Source organism: Microcoleus sp. bin48.metabat.b7b8b9.023 (genome assembly GCF_013299185.1).
GTDB lineage: Bacteria > Cyanobacteriota > Cyanobacteriia > Cyanobacteriales > Microcoleaceae > Microcoleus.
Window position 1 is genome coordinate 40676 of sequence record NZ_JAAFKG010000022.1, and the last position, 18742, is coordinate 59417.

The following is an 18742-nucleotide window of genomic DNA, read 5'->3' on the forward strand; positions in this document are numbered from 1 at the left end:
CAATGACAACTATACGGGCAATCGAGCCATTGCCTTCACAGCAGTCATGTTTTTGAATTCAGGGAATTAAAATTTATGCAACCAAATAATCCGAACCAATTTACAGAAAAAGCCTGGGAAGCCCTAGCCCGCACTCCAGAAGTTGTCAAAACAGCTCAGCAGCAGCAGCTAGAAAGCGAACATTTGATGAAGGCGTTGCTGGAACAAGAATCGGGACTCGCTAGCAGCTTATTTAACAAGGCGAAAGTGTCTGTAGCAAAATTGCGCGATCGCACTGACGAGTTTATCAGCCGCCAGCCCAAAATCTCTGGAAGCGGTGGCAACGTTTATCTCGGCCGTTCCCTGGATACCCTGCTAGACAGGGCTGAAGCTTATCGTAAAGAGTACGGTGATGAATTTATCTCGATCGAGCATTTGATCCTGGCTTACGTTAAGGACGATCGCTTTGGCAAAAATTTACTGCAAGAATTTAAACTAGATGAAGCCAAGCTTAAAGACATCATCGCCCAAGTCCGGGGGAACAACAAAGTGACAGACCAAAATCCAGAAGGCAAATATGAAGCGCTGGAAAAATACGGCCGAGATTTGACAGAAGCGGCGCGTCAAGGCAAACTCGATCCGGTAATCGGACGAGATGACGAAATCCGCCGCACAATTCAAATTTTGAGCCGCCGCACCAAGAACAACCCCGTACTGATTGGGGAACCGGGAGTTGGCAAAACTGCGATCGCCGAAGGACTCGCCCAGCGAATTATCACCGGAGATGTGCCACAATCTCTCAAAGACAGACAATTAATTAGCTTAGATATGGGCGCGTTAATTGCCGGTGCAAAATTCCGGGGAGAATTTGAAGAAAGGTTGAAAGCCGTGCTCAAAGAAGTTATGGATAGCAACGGCAAAGTCATCCTATTTATAGATGAAATTCACACCGTTGTCGGCGCCGGCGCCAGCCAAGGATCGATGGATGCTGGCAATTTGCTCAAACCGATGTTGGCGAGGGGTGAATTGCGCTGTATCGGCGCTACAACTCTCGACGAATACCGCAAGTATCTCGAAAAAGATGCGGCCCTAGAACGCCGTTTTCAACAAGTTTATGTCGATCAGCCGACAGTTGAAGATACTGTCTCGATTTTGCGGGGTTTGAAAGAACGGTACGAAGTTCACCACGGTGTGAAAATTTCCGACAGCGCCCTAGTGGCCGCTGCTACTTTGTCTACTCGATATATTAGCGATCGCTTCCTTCCCGACAAGGCGATCGACTTAGTGGACGAAGCGGCGGCTAAACTCAAAATGGAGATTACCTCGAAACCGGAAGAACTAGACGAAATCGATCGCAAAATTTTGCAGCTAGAAATGGAGAGACTATCCCTGCAAAAAGAAAGCAATGCGGCTTCGATCGAACGTTTGGAAAGACTGGAAAAAGACTTGGGAAACCTCAAGGAACAGCAAAGCGGTTTGAACGCTCAGTGGCAATCCGAAAAAGGTGTCATCGGCAGCATTCAAAAAATCAAAGAACAGATTGACAAGGTGAATATTGAGATTCAACAAGCTGAATTAAAATATGACCTCAACCGCGCTGCTGAGTTGAAATACGGCACTTTAACTCAATTGCAAAAACAATTGCAAGAAGCAGAAGCTCAACTTTCAGCAACTCAAACCACAGGTCAAACTTTGCTGCGGGAAGAAGTCACGGAATCTGACATTGCTGAGATTATTTCTAAGTGGACGGGAATTCCGATTAGCAAGTTGGTTGAATCGGAAATGCAGAAACTCCTGCACTTGGAAGACGAACTCCACAAGCGCGTAATCGGACAAGATGAAGCGGTGACGGCGGTTGCAGATGCAATTCAGCGATCGCGCGCGGGATTGTCGGATCCCAACCGCCCGGTGGCGAGTTTTATCTTCCTCGGCCCCACGGGCGTTGGTAAAACCGAGTTGGCGAAAGCATTAGCATCATACCTGTTTGACACCGAAGAGGCGATCGTCCGCATTGATATGTCGGAATACATGGAGAAACACGCAGTTTCGCGCTTAATTGGTGCGCCTCCGGGATACGTCGGCTACGACGAAGGCGGGCAATTAACTGAGGCTGTGCGCCGCCGTCCCTATTCGGTAATTCTATTCGATGAAATCGAGAAAGCGCACCCGGATGTCTTCAACATCATGCTGCAAATTCTGGATGACGGCCGCGTTACGGATGCTCAAGGTCACACGGTTGACTTTAAGAATTCTGTGATTATTATGACATCGAATGTCGGCTCTCAATACATTTTAGATGTGGCGGGAGATAACGAACAAATGCGGAGTCGGGTGATGGATGCGATGCGCGGAACTTTCCGCCCGGAATTCTTGAACCGGATTGATGAGATGATTATCTTCCACGGTTTGAGTAAGCCGGAATTGCGCCAAATCGTGCTGTTGCAAGTCAAGCGCTTGGAAAAACGTTTAGCCGATCGCAAAATGTCTCTGAAATTGTCGGAATCGGCGATCGACTTTTTAGCAGAAATTGGTTACGATCCGGTGTACGGTGCGCGCCCATTGAAGCGGGGAATCCAGCGCGAGTTGGAAACGCAAATGGCTAAGGGTATTTTGCGGGGAGATTTTGTTGACGGGGATACGATTTTTGTCGATATCGAGAATGAAAGGTTGGCTTTTAAAAGGTTGCCGGCGCAGTTGGTGACTGCTAAATAATCTTAGTAGGGTGGGCTGCGGCTCACCTTTTTTTTTGACGGGCGATCGATCTTTTTTTAACCGCAGATGTGGGCTGATAGACGCGAATGGACGCGGATGGGATTGGGGGCGATCGTGCTTAAGTGCGATCGCCTTCTGATTTATCTTTTTTCTGCTCTTGACGCTCTCGAACAGATTTTGTCAACAGATACGTGGCTAAACTGCTAACGGATCTGCTGTCTTCTTCTGCCCATTCTTCGAGAGCTTTTTGAATTTCTTCTGGCAGATATGCGGTAACTCTTCCCCGTGAAGCCATTCGTTGTACTCCTAAACATCTCAAAACAGTCCACCTTACGCTGTGCCAATCCCGCTTAAGGGCGATCGCTCTTAGATTCTTCCTTTTTTTGCTCTTGGCGATCTCTGACTGCTTTAGCTGCCACGTGGGATAGAAGGTTGGCAAGGGTTCTATCTTCTTCTTCAGCCCATTCGGACAAGGCTTGATGAACCTCTTCTGGCAATGTAACGGTGACTCGCATACGTGAAGGCATTGAAGGCATTGGCTGACATAGATTTACTGCAACTGTCTTCAATTTTACACTCTCACGTCATTAGATAAATATTTGTGTCATTTGATGTTAAAAACATCGATTTATGCTATAAGTGAATATAGGGTTAAAACCCTAAAACGTCAGAAGCCAGCCCCTAAACTGTCCAAGGTTCCGGGCTGGCTCTGGCTCCAAAAATATCAATGGAGATGAGTTCTATGTTGACATACAAAGACCGCTTGTGTTGTTGGGCGATCGCCCGTTTGTTACCCTCTGGGCAATGGATAATTGTTGCCCGCTGCCGCAGTCGCTCCGATGCAGAGGGGCATTTTCAGTTTTTGCGTCAAACTATACCCCACGTTAAGTTTGAGGTTGTGTTCGATTTAAAGGGGGAAAGCAATCGTTTGGAGGCATTGTGCGATCGGCTTTCCAATGTCCTCACTAGCGCGTTGTAGATTTTAATTTTCGCGACGGTTTATGTTTGGCGATCGCTCTTTTGGTGAATAAGGGCGATCGCTTATAACCTTGACAAATATTATACTTTATGATAAATCGTAAATTATGACGATTCCCTCAGAAATTAACGCTCTCATTGAGCAATTAAATCAGCAGCTAAACCAGATTGAGCAGGAAGCAACAGAAGGATTAGTTTTGGCTAGAGCCATCATCCAGCGTTTTCCGAATAATGACGCACTAACTCAGATGTTAGCTTTTTTGAATAGCGCTAGATTTTATGCCGACAGCGAACGCAGCAGGATTCAAACTATTGTTGAAACTCTATCGCAATCAAATCAGACAACAGGCGAAGAAATTCAGGAAGCAGGAGAAGACTTGTCAGCAAAGCTAGGTCGAATTTTGGAAACTAAGATGAGAGTTATCGGTGCAAAAAATCGTTTGGAGAATTTACAATGAAACAAGCAGAAATGACCGAACAGCAAAAAGCTATCCTCGATGAAATTCGCGAACTTGCCATCATCGGCGAACAGCAAATTAAACAAGCTCTTGAGGAATCAGCAACAATAGACGAAAAGTGGCGGCGGAAAGCAGATGCTAAACGCGCTGCGGCACAAAAGCTATAAGTTTGAGTAGATGTGAAGAGTTGCGATCGCTAATACAAGCGATCGCCTTTTGGGAGCACATCATCTCCGAATTATCGGAACAGCACTCAATGAACCCTGGGTTGTGGTAAAATGCTCGTATGTACAGTGCTTCTTCGTTACTTAAAAATATGCGATCGCAACTAGAACAAATTACACTTCAAGACAGAAATGCCGCTGAAATGGAAATCCGCGACAAGCAGCAGCAAATTAATTACGATACGAGAGAGTATCCACTCGAAATACTCGTTCAAAAATACATGGAAGGAATTAACGATGATACTAATAAATTGTTTATTCCCGACTACCAACGTGAACTTGTTTGGGATGACACCAGGCAATCAAAGTTTATCGAATCAGTAATTTGGGGGCTGCCAATACCTTATCTATTCGTTGTTGATATCGGTCATGATGAAAATGATGAACCACGTTTAGAGATTGTAGACGGTGCACAACGCATTCTTACCATAACTAGATTTGTCAACAACGAATTAATCTTAAGTGGACTCAAAAAATTAGAGCAGTTAAATGGATTTAAGTTTGCTGATTTACTCCTACATCGCCAGAGAAACTTCAACCGAAAGACAGTTCGGGTAATCCAATTAACTAAGGCTGCAAATGAGGAAGTCAGAAGAGATTTATTTGAACGCATACAATCATTTTAATGGCGATATAAATACACTTTACAGACTGTATAAAATCTGATGCAACCTGTTTAACAAATAAATAAAATAGTTGCACGTGTTGAATCTTTGGGAAATTAACTGCTCTGTCATTCATGAATACTGTATTTTTAGATTTTCATACACGCGCCCAAGAAGTGAATGATTACTTCCTTTTTATCGAGAGCTTGGACAAACAGACAACGAAGTTAGCTTTACTCGATACTACCGGCAAATACCAAATTCAAAGCATCGATCTAGAGTTAGCGAAAACGCTCAAAGCAAATGGTTTTTTGTTACTGTATAACTTAATTGAATCCACTATGAGAAATGCGATCGAATCCATATTTGAGGAATTCAAAAATAAAGCAGTCACTTTTGACCAACTCAAACCCGAGATTAAACTGATTGTCCTCCAAAATCTTAAAAATCGTTCTCCTAAGAAAATTTATTTAACAATTAACCAACTCTCTACTGATATCATCACAGCTACATTTGAACGTGAAGAACTGTTTTCAGGAAATGTGGATGCTAGATTAATTAAAGAAATAGCAGACAAATACGGCTTTTCATATAAAACAGACTTTGCTAAAACAAAAAACGGGCAAAATCTTGTTGTGATTAAAAGTAATAGAAATGACTTAGCGCACGGCATTAAGTCTTTTGAGGAAGTTGGGCGAGATAAGACAATTAAGCAACTATTAGAAATGAAGGAAGAAGTCGTAGGGTATTTGACGCAAATACTGGAAAATATAAGAGATTATCTTGACAATCAAGAGTATTTGGACGTAAATACAAATAATCCTTAATTTTAGGCTAAGAAACCGGGTTTCTAGAGTAATTTTGGTTGGGTGGCGACATATCTCATAAGAAACCAGGTTTCTGGGAATGATGGGAGGGGTAAGAAACCGGGTTTCTAGGGTAATTTTGGTTGGGTGGCGACATATCTCGGAAGAAACCCGGTTTCTAGGAATGATGCGAAGGCTACTTCCGCACCATCACTGACTTAATTACAGCATTGGTTTGATACTTGTTAGTCTCAAAAAATCCGCCTTTACCCGCGCCGTAAACCCCTGCAAATTGTTTCCCATCAGCCTTGGGAACAAACAAGAACTTTTTGCTGGGTTGGTTGGCAAAAACTACATTTTCTCTCGATTCATTATCCACATTATAAGATAAAGTAGTCTTGCCGTAAATTGCCTCTGCTTGTTTTAAGGTCATTCCTGGCCCGACGCCTTGAGCTGTTTTATAATTGGGATTGTCTGTCATCAAAAGTTCGATCGCATCCGCATCTTTGAGCTTTGTACCCGCAGCGTAGATAATCCGATACTGCACTTTTCCCGATCGACTAACCGTCACTGCATCAAAGTCTACCATAAAAGGAGACTCTACCTTAAACTGGGCGGTGGAACCTAGAGCCTGCTTGAGTTGTCCGAAAGTCATGCCGATTTTTGCTTCGCCAATTGTGCGATCGCCAATTGCTACACTTCCAGAGGAAGGTTTTACAGCAGCATTGGCTATTTCCCCTCGGGTATTTGCACCCGCGCGCGCCACAGCGACACCCGGATTTGATATTGCTCCCAGATAAGAGCCGATCGCCAATAAAACAGCTATCATCGATCCAGACAAAACTTTAAGATTCAACATGACTAATTCTCCTAGATTTCAAATGCGACTATCTACCCGCATCTTTTGGAGTATCCTGGGCATCACCTTGCTAGTTTGGATTCTCAGAGGTGTTGGCCTCTTGACATTCATTCCCGGTGTTGTTATTTGGATACTGGTTTTACTTTCTTTTGTTGCAGGTATACTAAGCACTTTACTCCGCCGGTAATTTGGTATCCGGTAATTAATAATAGTCAGTTGGCAGTTGACAGTTGTTATTCAATGCCCAATTCTCAATGCCCAATGCCCAATTATTTTAATTTCATTGCTTTTCCGATTGTCACATTTAACTGAGCACCGATCAGCATCACCAAAGAACAAAGATAGAGCCACAATAGCAAAACAATAAAAGTGCCGATCGTCCCGTAAGTCCAACTATAATTACCCAAATTCAAAACGTAGAAGCGGAACAAAGCTGAAATCAGCGCCCACAAAACAGCCGCAAAAACAGCCCCCGAAAAAATCGGAATATCTCTTTGGTGTCGGCTCGGCCCGTAACGGTAAACAAAGGCAAAGGCAACTGAGATAATGCCTAAAGAACTAGGCCAGCGCCACAGCCGCCAAACAGCTAACAGTTGCGACTCCAAAGGGCAATTGTCTGTCGGTGCCAAGCAATTTTGAACATCTTTTAAATTGCAATTAGCGACCGACTCCAGCAGACAACTCTGGCGGGCAATAGCTTGTACAATTAAGTCGCTGACAAATACTACGCCCGATGCTAGAATTAATAATATAATTGTACCGATACTCAGTGCTAGAGCAATCAGTTTTGCTTTCACAAATGGTCGAGTGCGATCGCTCGGAATTTCATGAATGCGATCGAGCGCAGCCATCGCCGCACTCATGACTCCAGAAAATGCCCACAGCGATGCGACAAAACTGAGTGAAAATAGTTGTTGGTTGCGATATAAAAGGATTTCTTTGAGGGAAGTGCGAATCAAATTTCGGACTTCATCGGGTATAACTTTGCCCAAAAGACCGGCAATTTGATAAAGTGTTGATTGCAAAGGTTCAAACAGGGCGATCGCCGACAAGACAGCCAACAGCCCCGGAAACAGGGCCAGCATAGAATTGTAGGCCATTTCGGCAGATAGCCCCGGCAACCGCTGCTCTCCCGCTTTCACGCCGACTTCCTTGAGCGTGCTCCAAGTCAAACAGCGACAGAACAGCCAAAAATCACCAAATTTCCTTTTAACAGCTCTCAGCAGCCTCACAAGCACCCCAAACAAAGCTAAAATTAGGTAGCGCAGCCAGTAAAAAATGTTCATAGCGCACAGGAAACGGGGAAACGGAAAATGGAAAATAAACTCAGGGGCGACAACTGGAAATGACAAATGTTAATTATATGACTTACAAGTCGATCGGCAATTTTTACACTATTTATCGAGCCAAGGTGGACAGGATCGCCCACAAATAATATCTCTGCTTCCAGGAATGAATTAATTAAGCTATTTCCCATTCCCCATTCCCCATTCCCCATTCCCAATTCTAAAATAAACAATATGTCTCAAGATATCAGACAGTGGTTAGATGAAATTAAGCGACTGCAACAGCAGTTAACAGAGGTTTCGCGCGATCGCGATGACGCTGGTGAAAGTGCGGCTCAATGGCGCCAACTCTACAATACCGAAGCCGAGCAGCGACGGAATGATGCTAAGTTAACTCAGCAAACTATCGATGCTTTGGAAGCACAGATACAGGAATTTCAAACTTTCTCCCCGATTGCGCCCGAAGGTGACGAAGCTGGAGTTGCACGCCAGAATGAGGTTGAACAACTGCATACAGTTGGGGAACTTAAAACTAAGTTAGCAGAAGTTCTCGAAGAGCGCGATCGGGCGATCGAACAAATTAAACAACTCACTCAAGCCCTCAAACAAGAAGAAGCCCGTCACGCCGAAACTAGCAAAAATTTAACCACCGCCCTCGGAGACGCCATTGACTTGCTGGCTAAAGCACAAACTGTTCCTACTACAAAAATGGAACCATCACCAGCCTATTCTCTAGAAATAGTCCCTACTCGTACCGCAAATCCGGGCGAAACTGCGATCGAAATCCGCCAAAATCCCGCGCAAACCGGCCGAAATCCCGCTCAGCTTCCACCTTCTAAAAACCAGTTACTCGATTTACCGCCGTTTGGGAATTAGTCATTAGTTATTAGTCATTAGTCATACCAAATCCGGTTGTATCATCCGTCTGTGGTGGTTAAGTCTAAACCATCTAATTGCCATTCTAGCCTGCTGAGAAATAATCCGGCGGTAAAATCTGTATGGCGATCGGCGTCGATGATATTGCCGTTATGGGATGCGATAAAATTGGCAAGTAAGGCGACGAGCCCTTTGCGATCGGGACAGGCGATTAACAGGGTTGCGGTAGGGCTAGTCATGGTAGAATGGCAAAGTGTCTCGGTATGGCTAGTTGGAAATGATGCCCGATCGCACTTGTTACTTTTTCAGCCTACGCTGTCCTAACCAAATTAGTGTAGCAGTGAATAACCCAGCGGCGAGTGCGGCACTCAAGCTAAAGGTAATCTTAATGGCAAAAGGCAACCAAGCGCATGGAATATCTACAGTAGAAAGTGCTGAATTGAGATAAGGATTTAAGAAGTTGTCTTTTTCATCAGTCGGTATTTCGATTGAGGCGACGATGGAACCCACTGCTAGTCCAGCACCAATAATACCAACAGTGTTTTGGAAAGTGCGATCGCGCTCAGCTTGTTCTATCTCTGTAATTGCTCGACTTGAGTTGATTAAGTCTTGCAGTAATTGTAAGCCTGGACTGAGATTTGCATAGTCTTTTTGCACTTGTAACTGGTATTTTTCCTCTACATCTTCGCTGAATTTTTCCAGGAATTTTAGATCGCAGGGGTGTTGCCAGTTCGCGATTTGAGATAACAGAGGTGTAGGATTAGTCGAGGTAGGGTTTGAGGTGGCTGTGGCAGATTGGAACCAGGATAGAATGGGGAGGATTTGAGCGATCGGGTTTTGTCCGTTTTGGGTTTGGATTTGATTTAGGCGATCGCTAATAGTACCGATCCGTCTAGTATAATTGATGGCATTAATTTCAATAGTGCGAATTTGAGCATCTAGATAATTTAACTTTATGGTATACTTAGGTAATATATTTTGGGCATCAACAACGGTTGTGCGGAGTTGTTTGAGATTTTGACTGAAAATATTTCCTACGAGTTGGTTAATGACTGTGAAATCTTTTTTTAGGTGTTGTTTCAGATAGCGACTTTGAGCGTAAGCCCATAAAACTTTATGGCGATAGCAAAATAAGGGCAACAGTTCAGTGTTAAAATCTTCCCAAACTTTTTTGGCAGCATCACTACTAGGCATTAAGGCAATGATGAGATGGATATTCTCTTGTAGTTGTTGAATAGTGAGTGGTGTAGAATCCTGCATCAGCAGTTGATACCGCGAAAGTTCAAATATACTCCCTCCCAGAAAAGACCCTTTACCTGGTAAATCTCGTTCCCATTTCAAGCCAATATTTAAGGATTGACAGCATTTTTTAGCAACTTCTTCTGGACTAATGTTTTGGTTCTCCATCTCAGTCACAATCAGCCAGGTTTGCCCGATATTTGGGTACTGATTATTTAGCTTTTCCTTGATTTTAGCTTGAAATTTGGCAAGACAAGTGACTGGGTGAGGAGTCCTATCTTCCTTAAAAGAACAACCCAAAAGTAATCCATAGGTATCGTTCAAACGGACAGGGTAATAACAGCCTTCAAATGGTTTGTCGCTGTCAGTAAAACCCTCAAATCTATTTGTCAGTAGTTCCAGATATTCCGATTCAAAAACAGAATCTCCGTTAAACAGGGATGATCGAATATTTGTCGGGAATTTAGCCGCAAAATTTTCCCGATTCGTTGTTAAGGATTGAGAATCTTCGCCCAATCCTTCCCCCAGGTCATAAAGAAACAGAAATAAGTTAGGATAGACGAGGTTTATCATTTATTGAAAGTTGTTTTAAAGAAATCTTTGAGTTTGTCCAAAGGCAATTTTTTGCTGGTTTCTACTGGGTTTAAAGTTTTCAGAACTTCGGTACTCATGTTGAGAATTTCCTGACTTTGAGAGTTTTGAACTGGCTTAGGTTTACCAGCACGTTTTTCCAGTTTATTTTCAACTTTTAGTACCTGTTCTAGTTCAGCTTCAGTGGGTAGTAGTCCAGAGGGTATCTTACCATCTACGGCTTCTAGCAAAGCTATAGCAACTTGATATTGCTGATTTAAGGAATCATTCGCCACAACCACCTTTATCAATCCTTTTTCGATGAGATCCCAAGCTTGATTAGCATCTAACTGTTTACCCACCTTATTTAGGGCAGCTTGTTCAGTCTCACTCAGGGGTTCATCTAAGTTGCTCAGAGCTAGCAGCAACGCTAGTAAAGTGGTGTCAATGGATGGAGTCATAAAAATATTTTGTGGATATTACCAGTATATACAGCAACTCACAATCACTGTAATGTAGTCTTCAGCAAAAAAAACATTAAATCCGGCAGAAAGTAATTTGCTTGTGTATAGTCAGAAAAGACACTACTGCATGAGTGGGCGAACATGACGAAGCGACAAGCCTTGGTAATTGGCATCAATGAATATCCATTTGGAGACAATCTCGCTACAGCAGCACAAGATGCCGAGAAGATTGCCCAACTTTTAGAGAAATACGGTAGCTTTGAGGTGCATCGGTTGCCAATTTATGATAAGAGGGAAGTCTCACAAGATTTACTTGTTACCTCCCCAGAACTAGAGGCGGCTATTACCCAGCTTTTTCAGCCAAAAAGTGGCATAATTCCAGAGACGGCACTTTTGTTTTTCGCGGGTCATGGTTGGCGAAGCGAGAAAGATGGACAACCTGAAGGCTTTTTAGTCACTAGCGATGCTCTTTTTGAACATGACAGCGAAGATGGCCTGTTTTCACTGAAAAGCTTACATCAAATATTAAAAGATAGTCCGGTGCGGCAGCAGATTGTGTGGTTGGATTGCTGTCATAGCGGAGAGTTATTCAATTTTATAGAGCAGAATTTAGCAGAATTTGAGCAACAGCGAGATTTTGATCGTTGTTTTATTGCCGCTTGTCGCGAATTTCAGCTAGCTTACGGAGGGGTGCTGACTCCTGCTTTGTTGCAAGCACTTGACCCTACTAACAAAGATGATTGTAGAATTACTAATCACACATTAAAGCCAAGGCTGGAAGCAATGCCGAATAACGCATCCCAGCATTTCGTTGTCAACAATATAGGTAGTCAAATAATCCTCACATATAAAGGTGGAGTTCGGGGTAATATTTGTCCCTACAAGGGGTTGAAATATTTTGATTTCAATCCGACCAAACCAGAGAAAGCTGAAGACCATAGATATTTCTACGGACGTATACAACTAACTAATCAGCTTCTTGATAAGGTACGCTCTAGTAATTTTATCGCGGTAGTGGGTGCATCTGGAAGTGGTAAATCTTCGGTTGTTAGAGCTGGGTTACTGTATCAGCTCTATCTGGGCAAGATGATACCTGGAAGCGATAGATGGACAATTTATCAGCCATTTACACCTGGTATTAATCCGATTAAAAGTTTAGAGCAAGTGGTTGGAAAGCTTACAGCACCGGATGATTTAGTGCATTTCATCGAGCGTCTTCCTACTGAGCGAGTGGTGCTGGTGATAGACCAATTTGAAGAGATTTTTACCCAATGTATGGATGAAAAAGAGCGACAAAAGTTCTTTATGTACCTAATGGGTGCAGTAGAAAGTTTAGAAAATAAACTCTGCTTGGTGTTGGTAATGCGGGATGATTTTCAACAGAAGTGTACCGATCAGGAGTATCCTGGATTACCTCACAAAATTGAAAATAATTTGGTAAGAGTTCTACGGATGAACCGCCCAGAGTTGCAAGAAGTTATTCTCAAACCTGCTGAGTTAGTGGAGCTAGAAATTGATGGCGCTTTAGTCAATGAGATGATTGCTGATGTGTTGGATTCCGCTGGCGATTTAGCTTTGTTACAGTACACACTGACTCAATTGTGGGAAAACCGTAGTTTTAATCTTTTGACAATTTCTGATTATACCAGTCTGGGTGGCGTGCAAAAGGTGCTGGGAAACCATGCTGATACTGTTTATCAATCCTTATTGTCAGAGGAACAAAAAGCGGATGGGTTAAAGGAATCAGAGGAACAAAAAGCGGCTAGACGGATTTTTCTAGAATTGACTCGATTGAGTGAAGATGAAAACACTCCTAATACTCGTCAGCAAGTTTGGCTAAAAGATTTAGTTAATTCTCAGCAATCTGAAGAATTGGTAAATAAAGTGTTGCAGCGTTTAGCTTATGAAAAATTAGTTGTCACCAGTAAGCAAGAGTTAGAGGGACAGCGAGTTGCGGTAGTGAATATCGTCCATGAAACACTGATTCGTAATTGGGGGCTGTTAGGTGGTTGGCTGGAGGAACATCGAGAAGCACTGATAATTAAACAGCCAATTGAAGATGCAGCTAAGGAATGGCGAGATAAAGGTAAGCAGCGAGAATCGGCTTATCTGCTGCAAGGAACAAAATTGGCAAAGGCAGAGGAATATATTAAGCGTTATTCTGATTTAGTACCGCTGTCTGGATCTACTCAGGAATTTGTTCAGAAAAGTATTAAAAATAGAAAAAGGAATAGCCGTAATTTATTTGTTACAGTTTCTGTAGTAATTTTGGGATTGACTGGATTAGCTGGTTGGGCTTTTACTCAGCAAAGAATAGCAGATAAACGGAAAACCAATGCTGAAATCAATGCTGAAAGCCTTAAGCTAGAAAGTCTCCTTGCCTCTGGTGTAGATATTGAAGCGCTAATAGAAGGTTTGAAAACAGGTAAAAATCTCAAGAAATTAAGTGGAGTATTGGATGCAGATACCAAAATACGAGCTACCGCAGCGTTACAACAAGTTGTCTATGGAGTTAATGAATATAATCGATTGCAAAAATATACTGATAAAGTTGAGCGTGTTGAATTTAGCCCTGATGGCAAAACACTTGTGTATCAAGTGAACCAGTTCAATGATAAGAGAGATAAAAAATTTGATCCTGCTAACCACATAATTTTTAAGCTCTGGAGCTTAGACGGTAGAGAAATTAATAGTATTAAAGGCTCATACATTGGTTTCAGTCCAGATAGCAAAACTATTGCCTATTCTAATTTTAATCAAAACGATCTAAAACTGTTGACTTTAGATGAAAAAAAACTAAAAACTATTAAATTACAATCGACAAATTTTTTCTGTGAGAACCTAGAATACAAAACTATGATTTCCATGAATAATGATACAGACATTATAAAACTGTGGAGTCTAGATGGACAATTACTAAAAACTATAAAAATACCTCCATACTATGGTATTGGTGACTTTAGTTGTAGTTTAGATGGTAAATTATTAGCCTTTAAAAATGGCTCAGTAGTAAATTTAGAAACATCAGAAATAAAAACTCTCAAAGAGCCACATAAAAATAATATCTGGGGTATCGGAATCAGCCCAAATAACAAAATAGTTGCTTCTGGCGGTAGGGATGGCACTATTAAATTATGGAATTTAGATACAGATGAAGTCAAAACCATTAAAGCAGATATAGGTCAAGTTTGGGATGTCAAATTTAGCCCAGATGGCAAAACGATTGCTGCAAGTGGAGATAGAATGATTAAGATATGGAACTTAGATGCAAAATTAGTCAAAACTCTTAGGGGAAATACCGATCTTATCCGTACTGTCAGTTTTAGTCCAGATGGTAAAATCCTCGCCTCTGGCAGTATGGATGGTACTGTAAAGCTCTGGAATTTACAAGGACAGGGACTCACTGCCCTGAAAGAGCCTAACTACGATAAGAATAATTCTGTTGAAAGTGCCAGCTTTAGTCCTGATGGTAAGTTGGTTACTTCGATAACAGGAAATGGCATAGTAAAGTTATGGGATTTGCAAGGAAGGAAACTTAAAACATTTAGTCATACCCAACAAAACGACGCATATTCTCCTTCGTATAGTGTCAGTTTTAGCCCTGATAGTAAGACAGTATTCTCTTTGAAGACTGTTCCCTCTGCAAATGGAGATAACGGCATAATAGAAATACGAAACCTAAATGGACAACTACTTAATACTCTGAAAACGGGTAGAGGTTTTAGCTTGAGTGCCAATGGCAAAATGATGTCTACTTCAGAGGGTGGCATAGTGAAGTTATGGAACATAACTGGGCAGCCAATTAATAGTATAAAAGCAGATAAAAATCCGATCAATAGCATCAGTTTCAGTAGCGATGGAAAAATTGTAGCCACTTCCAATGGCAACATTATCAAGCTGTTTAATATAGATGGAAAAATAATGAAAATACTTCAAGGCGACGGTGCTTTTTTTATTCCTATTAGTCTCAGCCCAGATGGTAAAATGATTGCTGCTGCTGGTAATGATAATATGGTGAAGTTATGGAATGTGGATAGCCAAGAATTCAAAAATCTCCAAGGGCATAGTCAGCCCGTTACTAGCGTTACTTTTAGTCTGGATAGTCAGACTATTATTTCTTCTAGTGAGGATGGTACGGTAAAACTTTGGAGTTTGGAAGGACAAGAGTTAAGCACTCTGAAGGGACATATCCCTGGTGGAGTGAATGAGATTAGTCTTAGCCCGAATGGTAAAATAATTGCCTCTGCTGGTGATGATGGAACTGTTATTTTATGGAATCTAGATTTGGATGATTTAATGTCACGAGGCTGTAACTGGCTGCATGACTATTTGAAGAACAACCAAAATGTGAGTGATAGTGATAAACATCTCTGTGATGGGATTAGTAATGAGAAAAATTGAGCTAATTTTCACCTCAATATATTCTTTCCTAACGTGGCTTGGCTACGCTACTGCACGATCGCCATATACCCATGCTAAAATAAACTCAATAAATTTAAAAAACTTAGGAATAAATAAAATGTCTTACAGTCAGTTCACCTTAGAAATGGTCGAACAAGTCTTTGGGCTAAGTATTATTGAAAAGCTTGATAGTTTCGCCGAAGTGCCAGAAGCTCCTATTAGTAATTTCTTAAAACAGTGTCTCGAATACAATACTCCTTTGGCATTAGAAATTTCGACAGAAAAAGCGCGATCGGAAATGATTATTGCACCAATATTGATTGAACTAAAACAGCAACTTGGATCTAAAATAAGTCTGTTTTCAGGTAGAGAATTCAATGTGGATAGTCAACAAGGGCTGATGGGATATTGTGATTTTATAATTAGTAAGTCTTCGTCTCAATTGATGATTAAATCACCCGTGATTTTAATCGTGGAAGCTAAAAATGATAATATTCAATCTGGTTTAGGTCAGTGTATTGCCGAGATGGTAGCAGCACAAATAATTAATCAACGTCAAAGTAATAATGAAATGATTTATGGTGCTGTAACGACTGGAACAAACTGGAAATTTATGAAATTATTTGATTCTGTAGTTGAAATAGATCCTAATGAATATTTCCTGAATAATGTCGCTAAGCTAATGGGTATATTAAGAAGTTTTATCGGCTCGTGATATTAGTCTAAATTTGATTGAGAAACATCTTAGAGTTCTCCCGATTTTTCTTTCGCCCATGCTCGCACGGCTTTACGCAAAGAAAGCCTCCCAGAATTACGATTTTGCTCGATTAATTGCGGTATTTCTTGTATCGGAAGAGTTGGAAAAATTGAGCTAGTTTGTACCTCTATATATTCTTTCCCCGACCGTTGGTAAATTTTCAGTTCACCAGAATCATAACACCAAATTTCAGGAGCACCCAACCGAGCATAAATTGGAAAACGACTGAGAGATTTACTTGTTACGTCTATTTCTAAAGCCAAATCAGGCGGCGGATCTTGTTCCAAATTAAACTGGAGTTTGCCACGAATTTTTGACTCGTTTTGGAAATAGAAACAATTGTCTGGTTCTACCCCAGCTTTTTGGATTTCTCGCTTCCAAGTGGTTGACCCTAAACTTTCGTAGTCTTGCTCCAACACTTCTGCGATATCTTGAATGGAAATGCCGATCGTTTCTTTGTAGTATTCATGCTCGGGTAAGGGTGTCATAATTTCTAAAGTTCCATTATCATAGGCGACTCTAGCAGCACGGCTTTCACCGATATCCACGAGCAAGTTCTCAAATTGTTGCCAACTGATATTATATAGAACAACTCGATCGGCACGAGGCTTAGTTAGTAACATAACTTTTTATCAAAAGTGTTTGACAGGTAATCCTATTATAGCCGAAGGAAGTTCGGTAACGGATTTGCCTCTCCTCAAGGACATCCGCTTGACTGAAGAAGAAAAGACACAGAAGAGAACAGAGAGTATTCATATAGCCTTTCTCAACAAGATGAGGTATAACTGACAGCTCGATAACTGCTTAAACTAAGAGGGCTGAAGCCCAACAACATACCTCATCTTTGTGAGAACCGCTATATCTCCTGAAATAAAACTCAGTTAAATTCATCCGTCTCTCCGTGTCCAAATCCGTGTCCTTTCCTTCTTCCTTCTGCTTAAAATCCCATCGCGCCAGCTACTGCTTCCAGACTCGGAGCAATCCCTTGTTTAAAGTTGTTCTTGCTGTGATTGATTGCCGTATCTGGATCTTTTAAACCGTTACCGGTGAGCACGCAAACCACTGTTGCTCCTGTCGGAACTTGGTCTTTTACCTTCAGCAAACCAGCTACAGAAGCGGCGCTTGCTGGTTCGCAAAAAATCCCTTCTTCAGATGCTAACAAGCGGTAAGCGTCGAGAATTTCTTCGTCGGTGACAGCAGAAAAACTGCCGCGGCTGGCTTCGGAGGCAGCAACAGCCTGTTTCCAGCTAGCAGGGTTCCCGATCCGAATTGCTGTCGCCAAAGTTTCTGGGTGCGACACTGGTGCACCCATTACCAACGGTGCTGCTCCGGCTGCTTGGAATCCCATCATTCGCGGCAGGCGCGAACATTTATTCACTTGATGGTATTGACAAAAACCCATCCAGTATGCAGTAATGTTTCCCGCATTTCCCACGGGAATGCACAGCCAGTCGGGGGCATCGCCCAAGGCGTCCACCACTTCAAACGCGCCGGTTTTTTGGCCTTCCAAGCGGTAAGGGTTGACGGAGTTGACCAAAGTTACGGGATAATTTTCTGCCATAGAGCGGACAATTTCTAAAGCCCGATCGAAATTTCCTTGAATCGAAATCACTTCCGCACCGTAAAGCAAAGCTTGGGCCAACTTGCCCAAAGCCACGTAACCTTCGGGAATCAACACGAAAGCCCGCATTCCCCCGCGTCTGGCGTAGGCTGCTGCCGCTGCCGAAGTATTGCCGGTACTGGCGCAAATTACAGCTTTGGCGCCGGCTTCCTTCGCCTTGGAAATCGCCATGGTCATCCCCCGGTCTTTGAAACTACCAGTGGGGTTGAGGCCGTCGTATTTCACCAGCACGCGCACGTCTCTACCGATGAGAGAGGCGATCGCCGGTGCTGGAATCAGGGGAGTATTGCCCTCTTGGAGCGTCACTACCGGCGTGGTTTCCGTCACAGGCAGGTAGGGGCGATAAGCTTCGATCAAGCCCGGCCAGCCGTAGTGTTTCGGCGAGGCTGCGCGGGCAGCGGAGTTAGCAGCAGAGTCAGTAGCAGGTAGAATCAGGGTCACGATGTCAATGGTTTCTAGGCTTTGCCAAGGAATTTACACTAATTTTAGCTCGATCGGTTAATTTAATGTTTGATACGATCGGTTCAGGTTAAAGTAACTTAATGGTGTGAATGTGTAGATATGTCTACTCAATTACTAATGTCAAATAATTCATCCACTCTTTCTCGGCCTCAAGTCACGGCTAGCAATCCCGAAATCGCTAGTTCGGCTCCGCTATCGACGGGTTTTGCCCGCAAACTTGATTCGGTGAAGTGTCCCTACCAAGCCGATCAGCAAGTTAAGTTTCTGCACCTGCAAGCAGAAATCGACTCCTTGCTGCTGCAAGTCCAAACCCTCAAACAGCAGCGCTCTGTTGCTTGTTCTCAAGTTGCGATCGGCAAAACTTCTGCTGTGGGCAACGGCAATTAACGGCAACTCGTGCTAATTGTGCCGCCCCTGTGGTATAAAAAGTAAAGTTTTGTTAACC

18 protein-coding genes and 1 pseudogene are annotated in these 18742 nt (G+C 42.6%); 10 read left to right on the plus strand and 9 right to left on the minus strand.

Annotation, left to right across the window (positions count from 1 at the left end):
- The first annotated feature begins 75 nt into the window (after nucleotides 1–75).
- Entirely contained in the window at nucleotides 76–2691 is a 2616-nt protein-coding gene (gene clpB, locus QZW82_RS14560) for an ATP-dependent chaperone ClpB (RefSeq protein WP_293149275.1), read from the plus strand.
- A 118-nt stretch (nucleotides 2692–2809) separates the two neighbouring features.
- Here the strand turns inward: clpB and QZW82_RS14565 are convergent, their stop codons facing one another.
- A complete protein-coding gene (locus QZW82_RS14565; protein WP_293149276.1) occupies nucleotides 2810–2986 on the minus strand; it encodes a hypothetical protein in 177 nt (58 codons plus the stop codon).
- A 55-nt stretch (nucleotides 2987–3041) separates the two neighbouring features.
- Nucleotides 3042–3218 (minus strand): hypothetical protein, encoded by a 177-nt coding sequence (locus QZW82_RS14570; RefSeq protein WP_293149277.1) that lies wholly within the window; start codon nucleotides 3216–3218, stop codon nucleotides 3042–3044.
- 215 nt (nucleotides 3219–3433) lie between these two features.
- Here QZW82_RS14570 and QZW82_RS14575 point away from each other — a divergent pair, with 215 nt between their 5' ends.
- The 5 genes from QZW82_RS14575 to QZW82_RS14595 all read left to right on the plus strand — a co-directional run bounded on the left by QZW82_RS14575 (nucleotide 3434) and on the right by QZW82_RS14595 (nucleotide 5783).
- Nucleotides 3434–3670 (plus strand): hypothetical protein, encoded by a 237-nt coding sequence (locus tag QZW82_RS14575; RefSeq protein WP_293149278.1) that lies wholly within the window; start codon nucleotides 3434–3436, stop codon nucleotides 3668–3670.
- A 106-nt stretch (nucleotides 3671–3776) separates the two neighbouring features.
- Complete coding sequence (locus QZW82_RS14580; RefSeq protein WP_293149279.1) at nucleotides 3777–4127, plus strand: hypothetical protein; 351 nt, start codon at nucleotides 3777–3779, stop codon at nucleotides 4125–4127.
- Nucleotides 4124–4294: a hypothetical protein gene (locus QZW82_RS14585; protein WP_293149280.1), complete on the plus strand. Its 171-nt coding sequence runs from the start codon at nucleotides 4124–4126 to the stop codon at nucleotides 4292–4294. The genes QZW82_RS14580 and QZW82_RS14585 overlap by 4 nt, the downstream gene beginning before the upstream one ends.
- Nucleotides 4295–4413: 119 nt before the next feature.
- A complete protein-coding gene (locus tag QZW82_RS14590) occupies nucleotides 4414–4977 on the plus strand; it encodes a DUF262 domain-containing protein (protein ID WP_293149281.1) in 564 nt (187 codons plus the stop codon).
- 113 nt (nucleotides 4978–5090) lie between these two features.
- Nucleotides 5091–5783: an MAE_28990/MAE_18760 family HEPN-like nuclease gene (locus QZW82_RS14595; protein ID WP_293149282.1), complete on the plus strand. Its 693-nt coding sequence runs from the start codon at nucleotides 5091–5093 to the stop codon at nucleotides 5781–5783.
- Nucleotides 5784–5958: 175 nt separating this feature from the next.
- On the opposite strand, the gene QZW82_RS14600 is transcribed toward QZW82_RS14595, so the two are convergent.
- Nucleotides 5959–6621 carry a hypothetical protein gene (locus QZW82_RS14600; protein ID WP_293149283.1) on the minus strand — a complete coding sequence of 221 codons (663 nt, stop codon included), beginning with the start codon at nucleotides 6619–6621 and terminating at the stop codon, nucleotides 5959–5961.
- Nucleotides 6622–6890: 269 nt separating this feature from the next.
- Nucleotides 6891–7907: a YihY/virulence factor BrkB family protein gene (locus QZW82_RS14605; protein ID WP_293149284.1), complete on the minus strand. Its 1017-nt coding sequence runs from the start codon at nucleotides 7905–7907 to the stop codon at nucleotides 6891–6893.
- Nucleotides 7908–8141: 234 nt separating this feature from the next.
- Between QZW82_RS14605 and QZW82_RS14610 the strand changes: the two genes are divergently transcribed.
- Complete coding sequence (locus tag QZW82_RS14610) at nucleotides 8142–8783, plus strand: hypothetical protein (RefSeq protein ID WP_293149285.1); 642 nt, start codon at nucleotides 8142–8144, stop codon at nucleotides 8781–8783.
- Nucleotides 8784–8842: 59 nt separating this feature from the next.
- On the opposite strand, the pseudogene QZW82_RS14615 reads toward QZW82_RS14610, so the two are convergent.
- The 3 genes and pseudogenes from QZW82_RS14615 to QZW82_RS14625 all read right to left on the minus strand — a co-directional run.
- Nucleotides 8843–9022: pseudogene (locus tag QZW82_RS14615) on the minus strand (formyltetrahydrofolate deformylase); the annotation flags it as partial.
- Nucleotides 9023–9080: 58 nt separating this feature from the next.
- Nucleotides 9081–10595, minus strand: a complete 1515-nt coding sequence (locus tag QZW82_RS14620) for a hypothetical protein (RefSeq protein ID WP_293149286.1) — start codon at nucleotides 10593–10595, stop codon at nucleotides 9081–9083.
- Entirely contained in the window at nucleotides 10592–11053 is a 462-nt protein-coding gene (locus QZW82_RS14625) for a hypothetical protein (RefSeq protein ID WP_293149287.1), read from the minus strand. Before QZW82_RS14625 ends, QZW82_RS14620 begins: the two co-directional genes overlap by 4 nt.
- 144 nt (nucleotides 11054–11197) lie before the next feature.
- Between QZW82_RS14625 and QZW82_RS14630 the strand changes: the two genes are divergently transcribed.
- Nucleotides 11198–15457, plus strand: coding sequence for a caspase family protein (locus QZW82_RS14630; protein WP_293149288.1), 4260 nt, complete (start codon nucleotides 11198–11200; stop codon nucleotides 15455–15457).
- Entirely contained in the window at nucleotides 15444–16172 is a 729-nt protein-coding gene (locus QZW82_RS14635; protein WP_366665023.1) for a hypothetical protein, read from the plus strand. Before QZW82_RS14630 ends, QZW82_RS14635 begins: the two co-directional genes overlap by 14 nt.
- A gap of 29 nt (nucleotides 16173–16201) precedes the next feature.
- Here the strand turns inward: QZW82_RS14635 and QZW82_RS14640 are convergent, their stop codons facing one another.
- Together QZW82_RS14640 and thrC are read right to left on the minus strand one after the other, a co-directional pair.
- Entirely contained in the window at nucleotides 16202–16837 is a 636-nt protein-coding gene (locus tag QZW82_RS14640) for a Uma2 family endonuclease (RefSeq protein WP_293149289.1), read from the minus strand.
- A gap of 314 nt (nucleotides 16838–17151) precedes the next feature.
- The gene (gene thrC, locus QZW82_RS14645) at nucleotides 17152–18276 is read right to left on the minus strand and encodes a threonine synthase (RefSeq protein ID WP_293149290.1); all 1125 of its coding nucleotides are present in this window, start codon (nucleotides 18274–18276) and stop codon (nucleotides 17152–17154) included.
- A 120-nt stretch (nucleotides 18277–18396) separates the two neighbouring features.
- Here thrC and QZW82_RS14650 point away from each other — a divergent pair, with 120 nt between their 5' ends.
- On the plus strand, nucleotides 18397–18684 hold the full coding sequence (locus tag QZW82_RS14650; RefSeq protein WP_293149291.1) for a hypothetical protein: 288 nt from the start codon (nucleotides 18397–18399) through the stop codon (nucleotides 18682–18684).
- Nucleotides 18685–18742 lie beyond the last annotated feature (58 nt).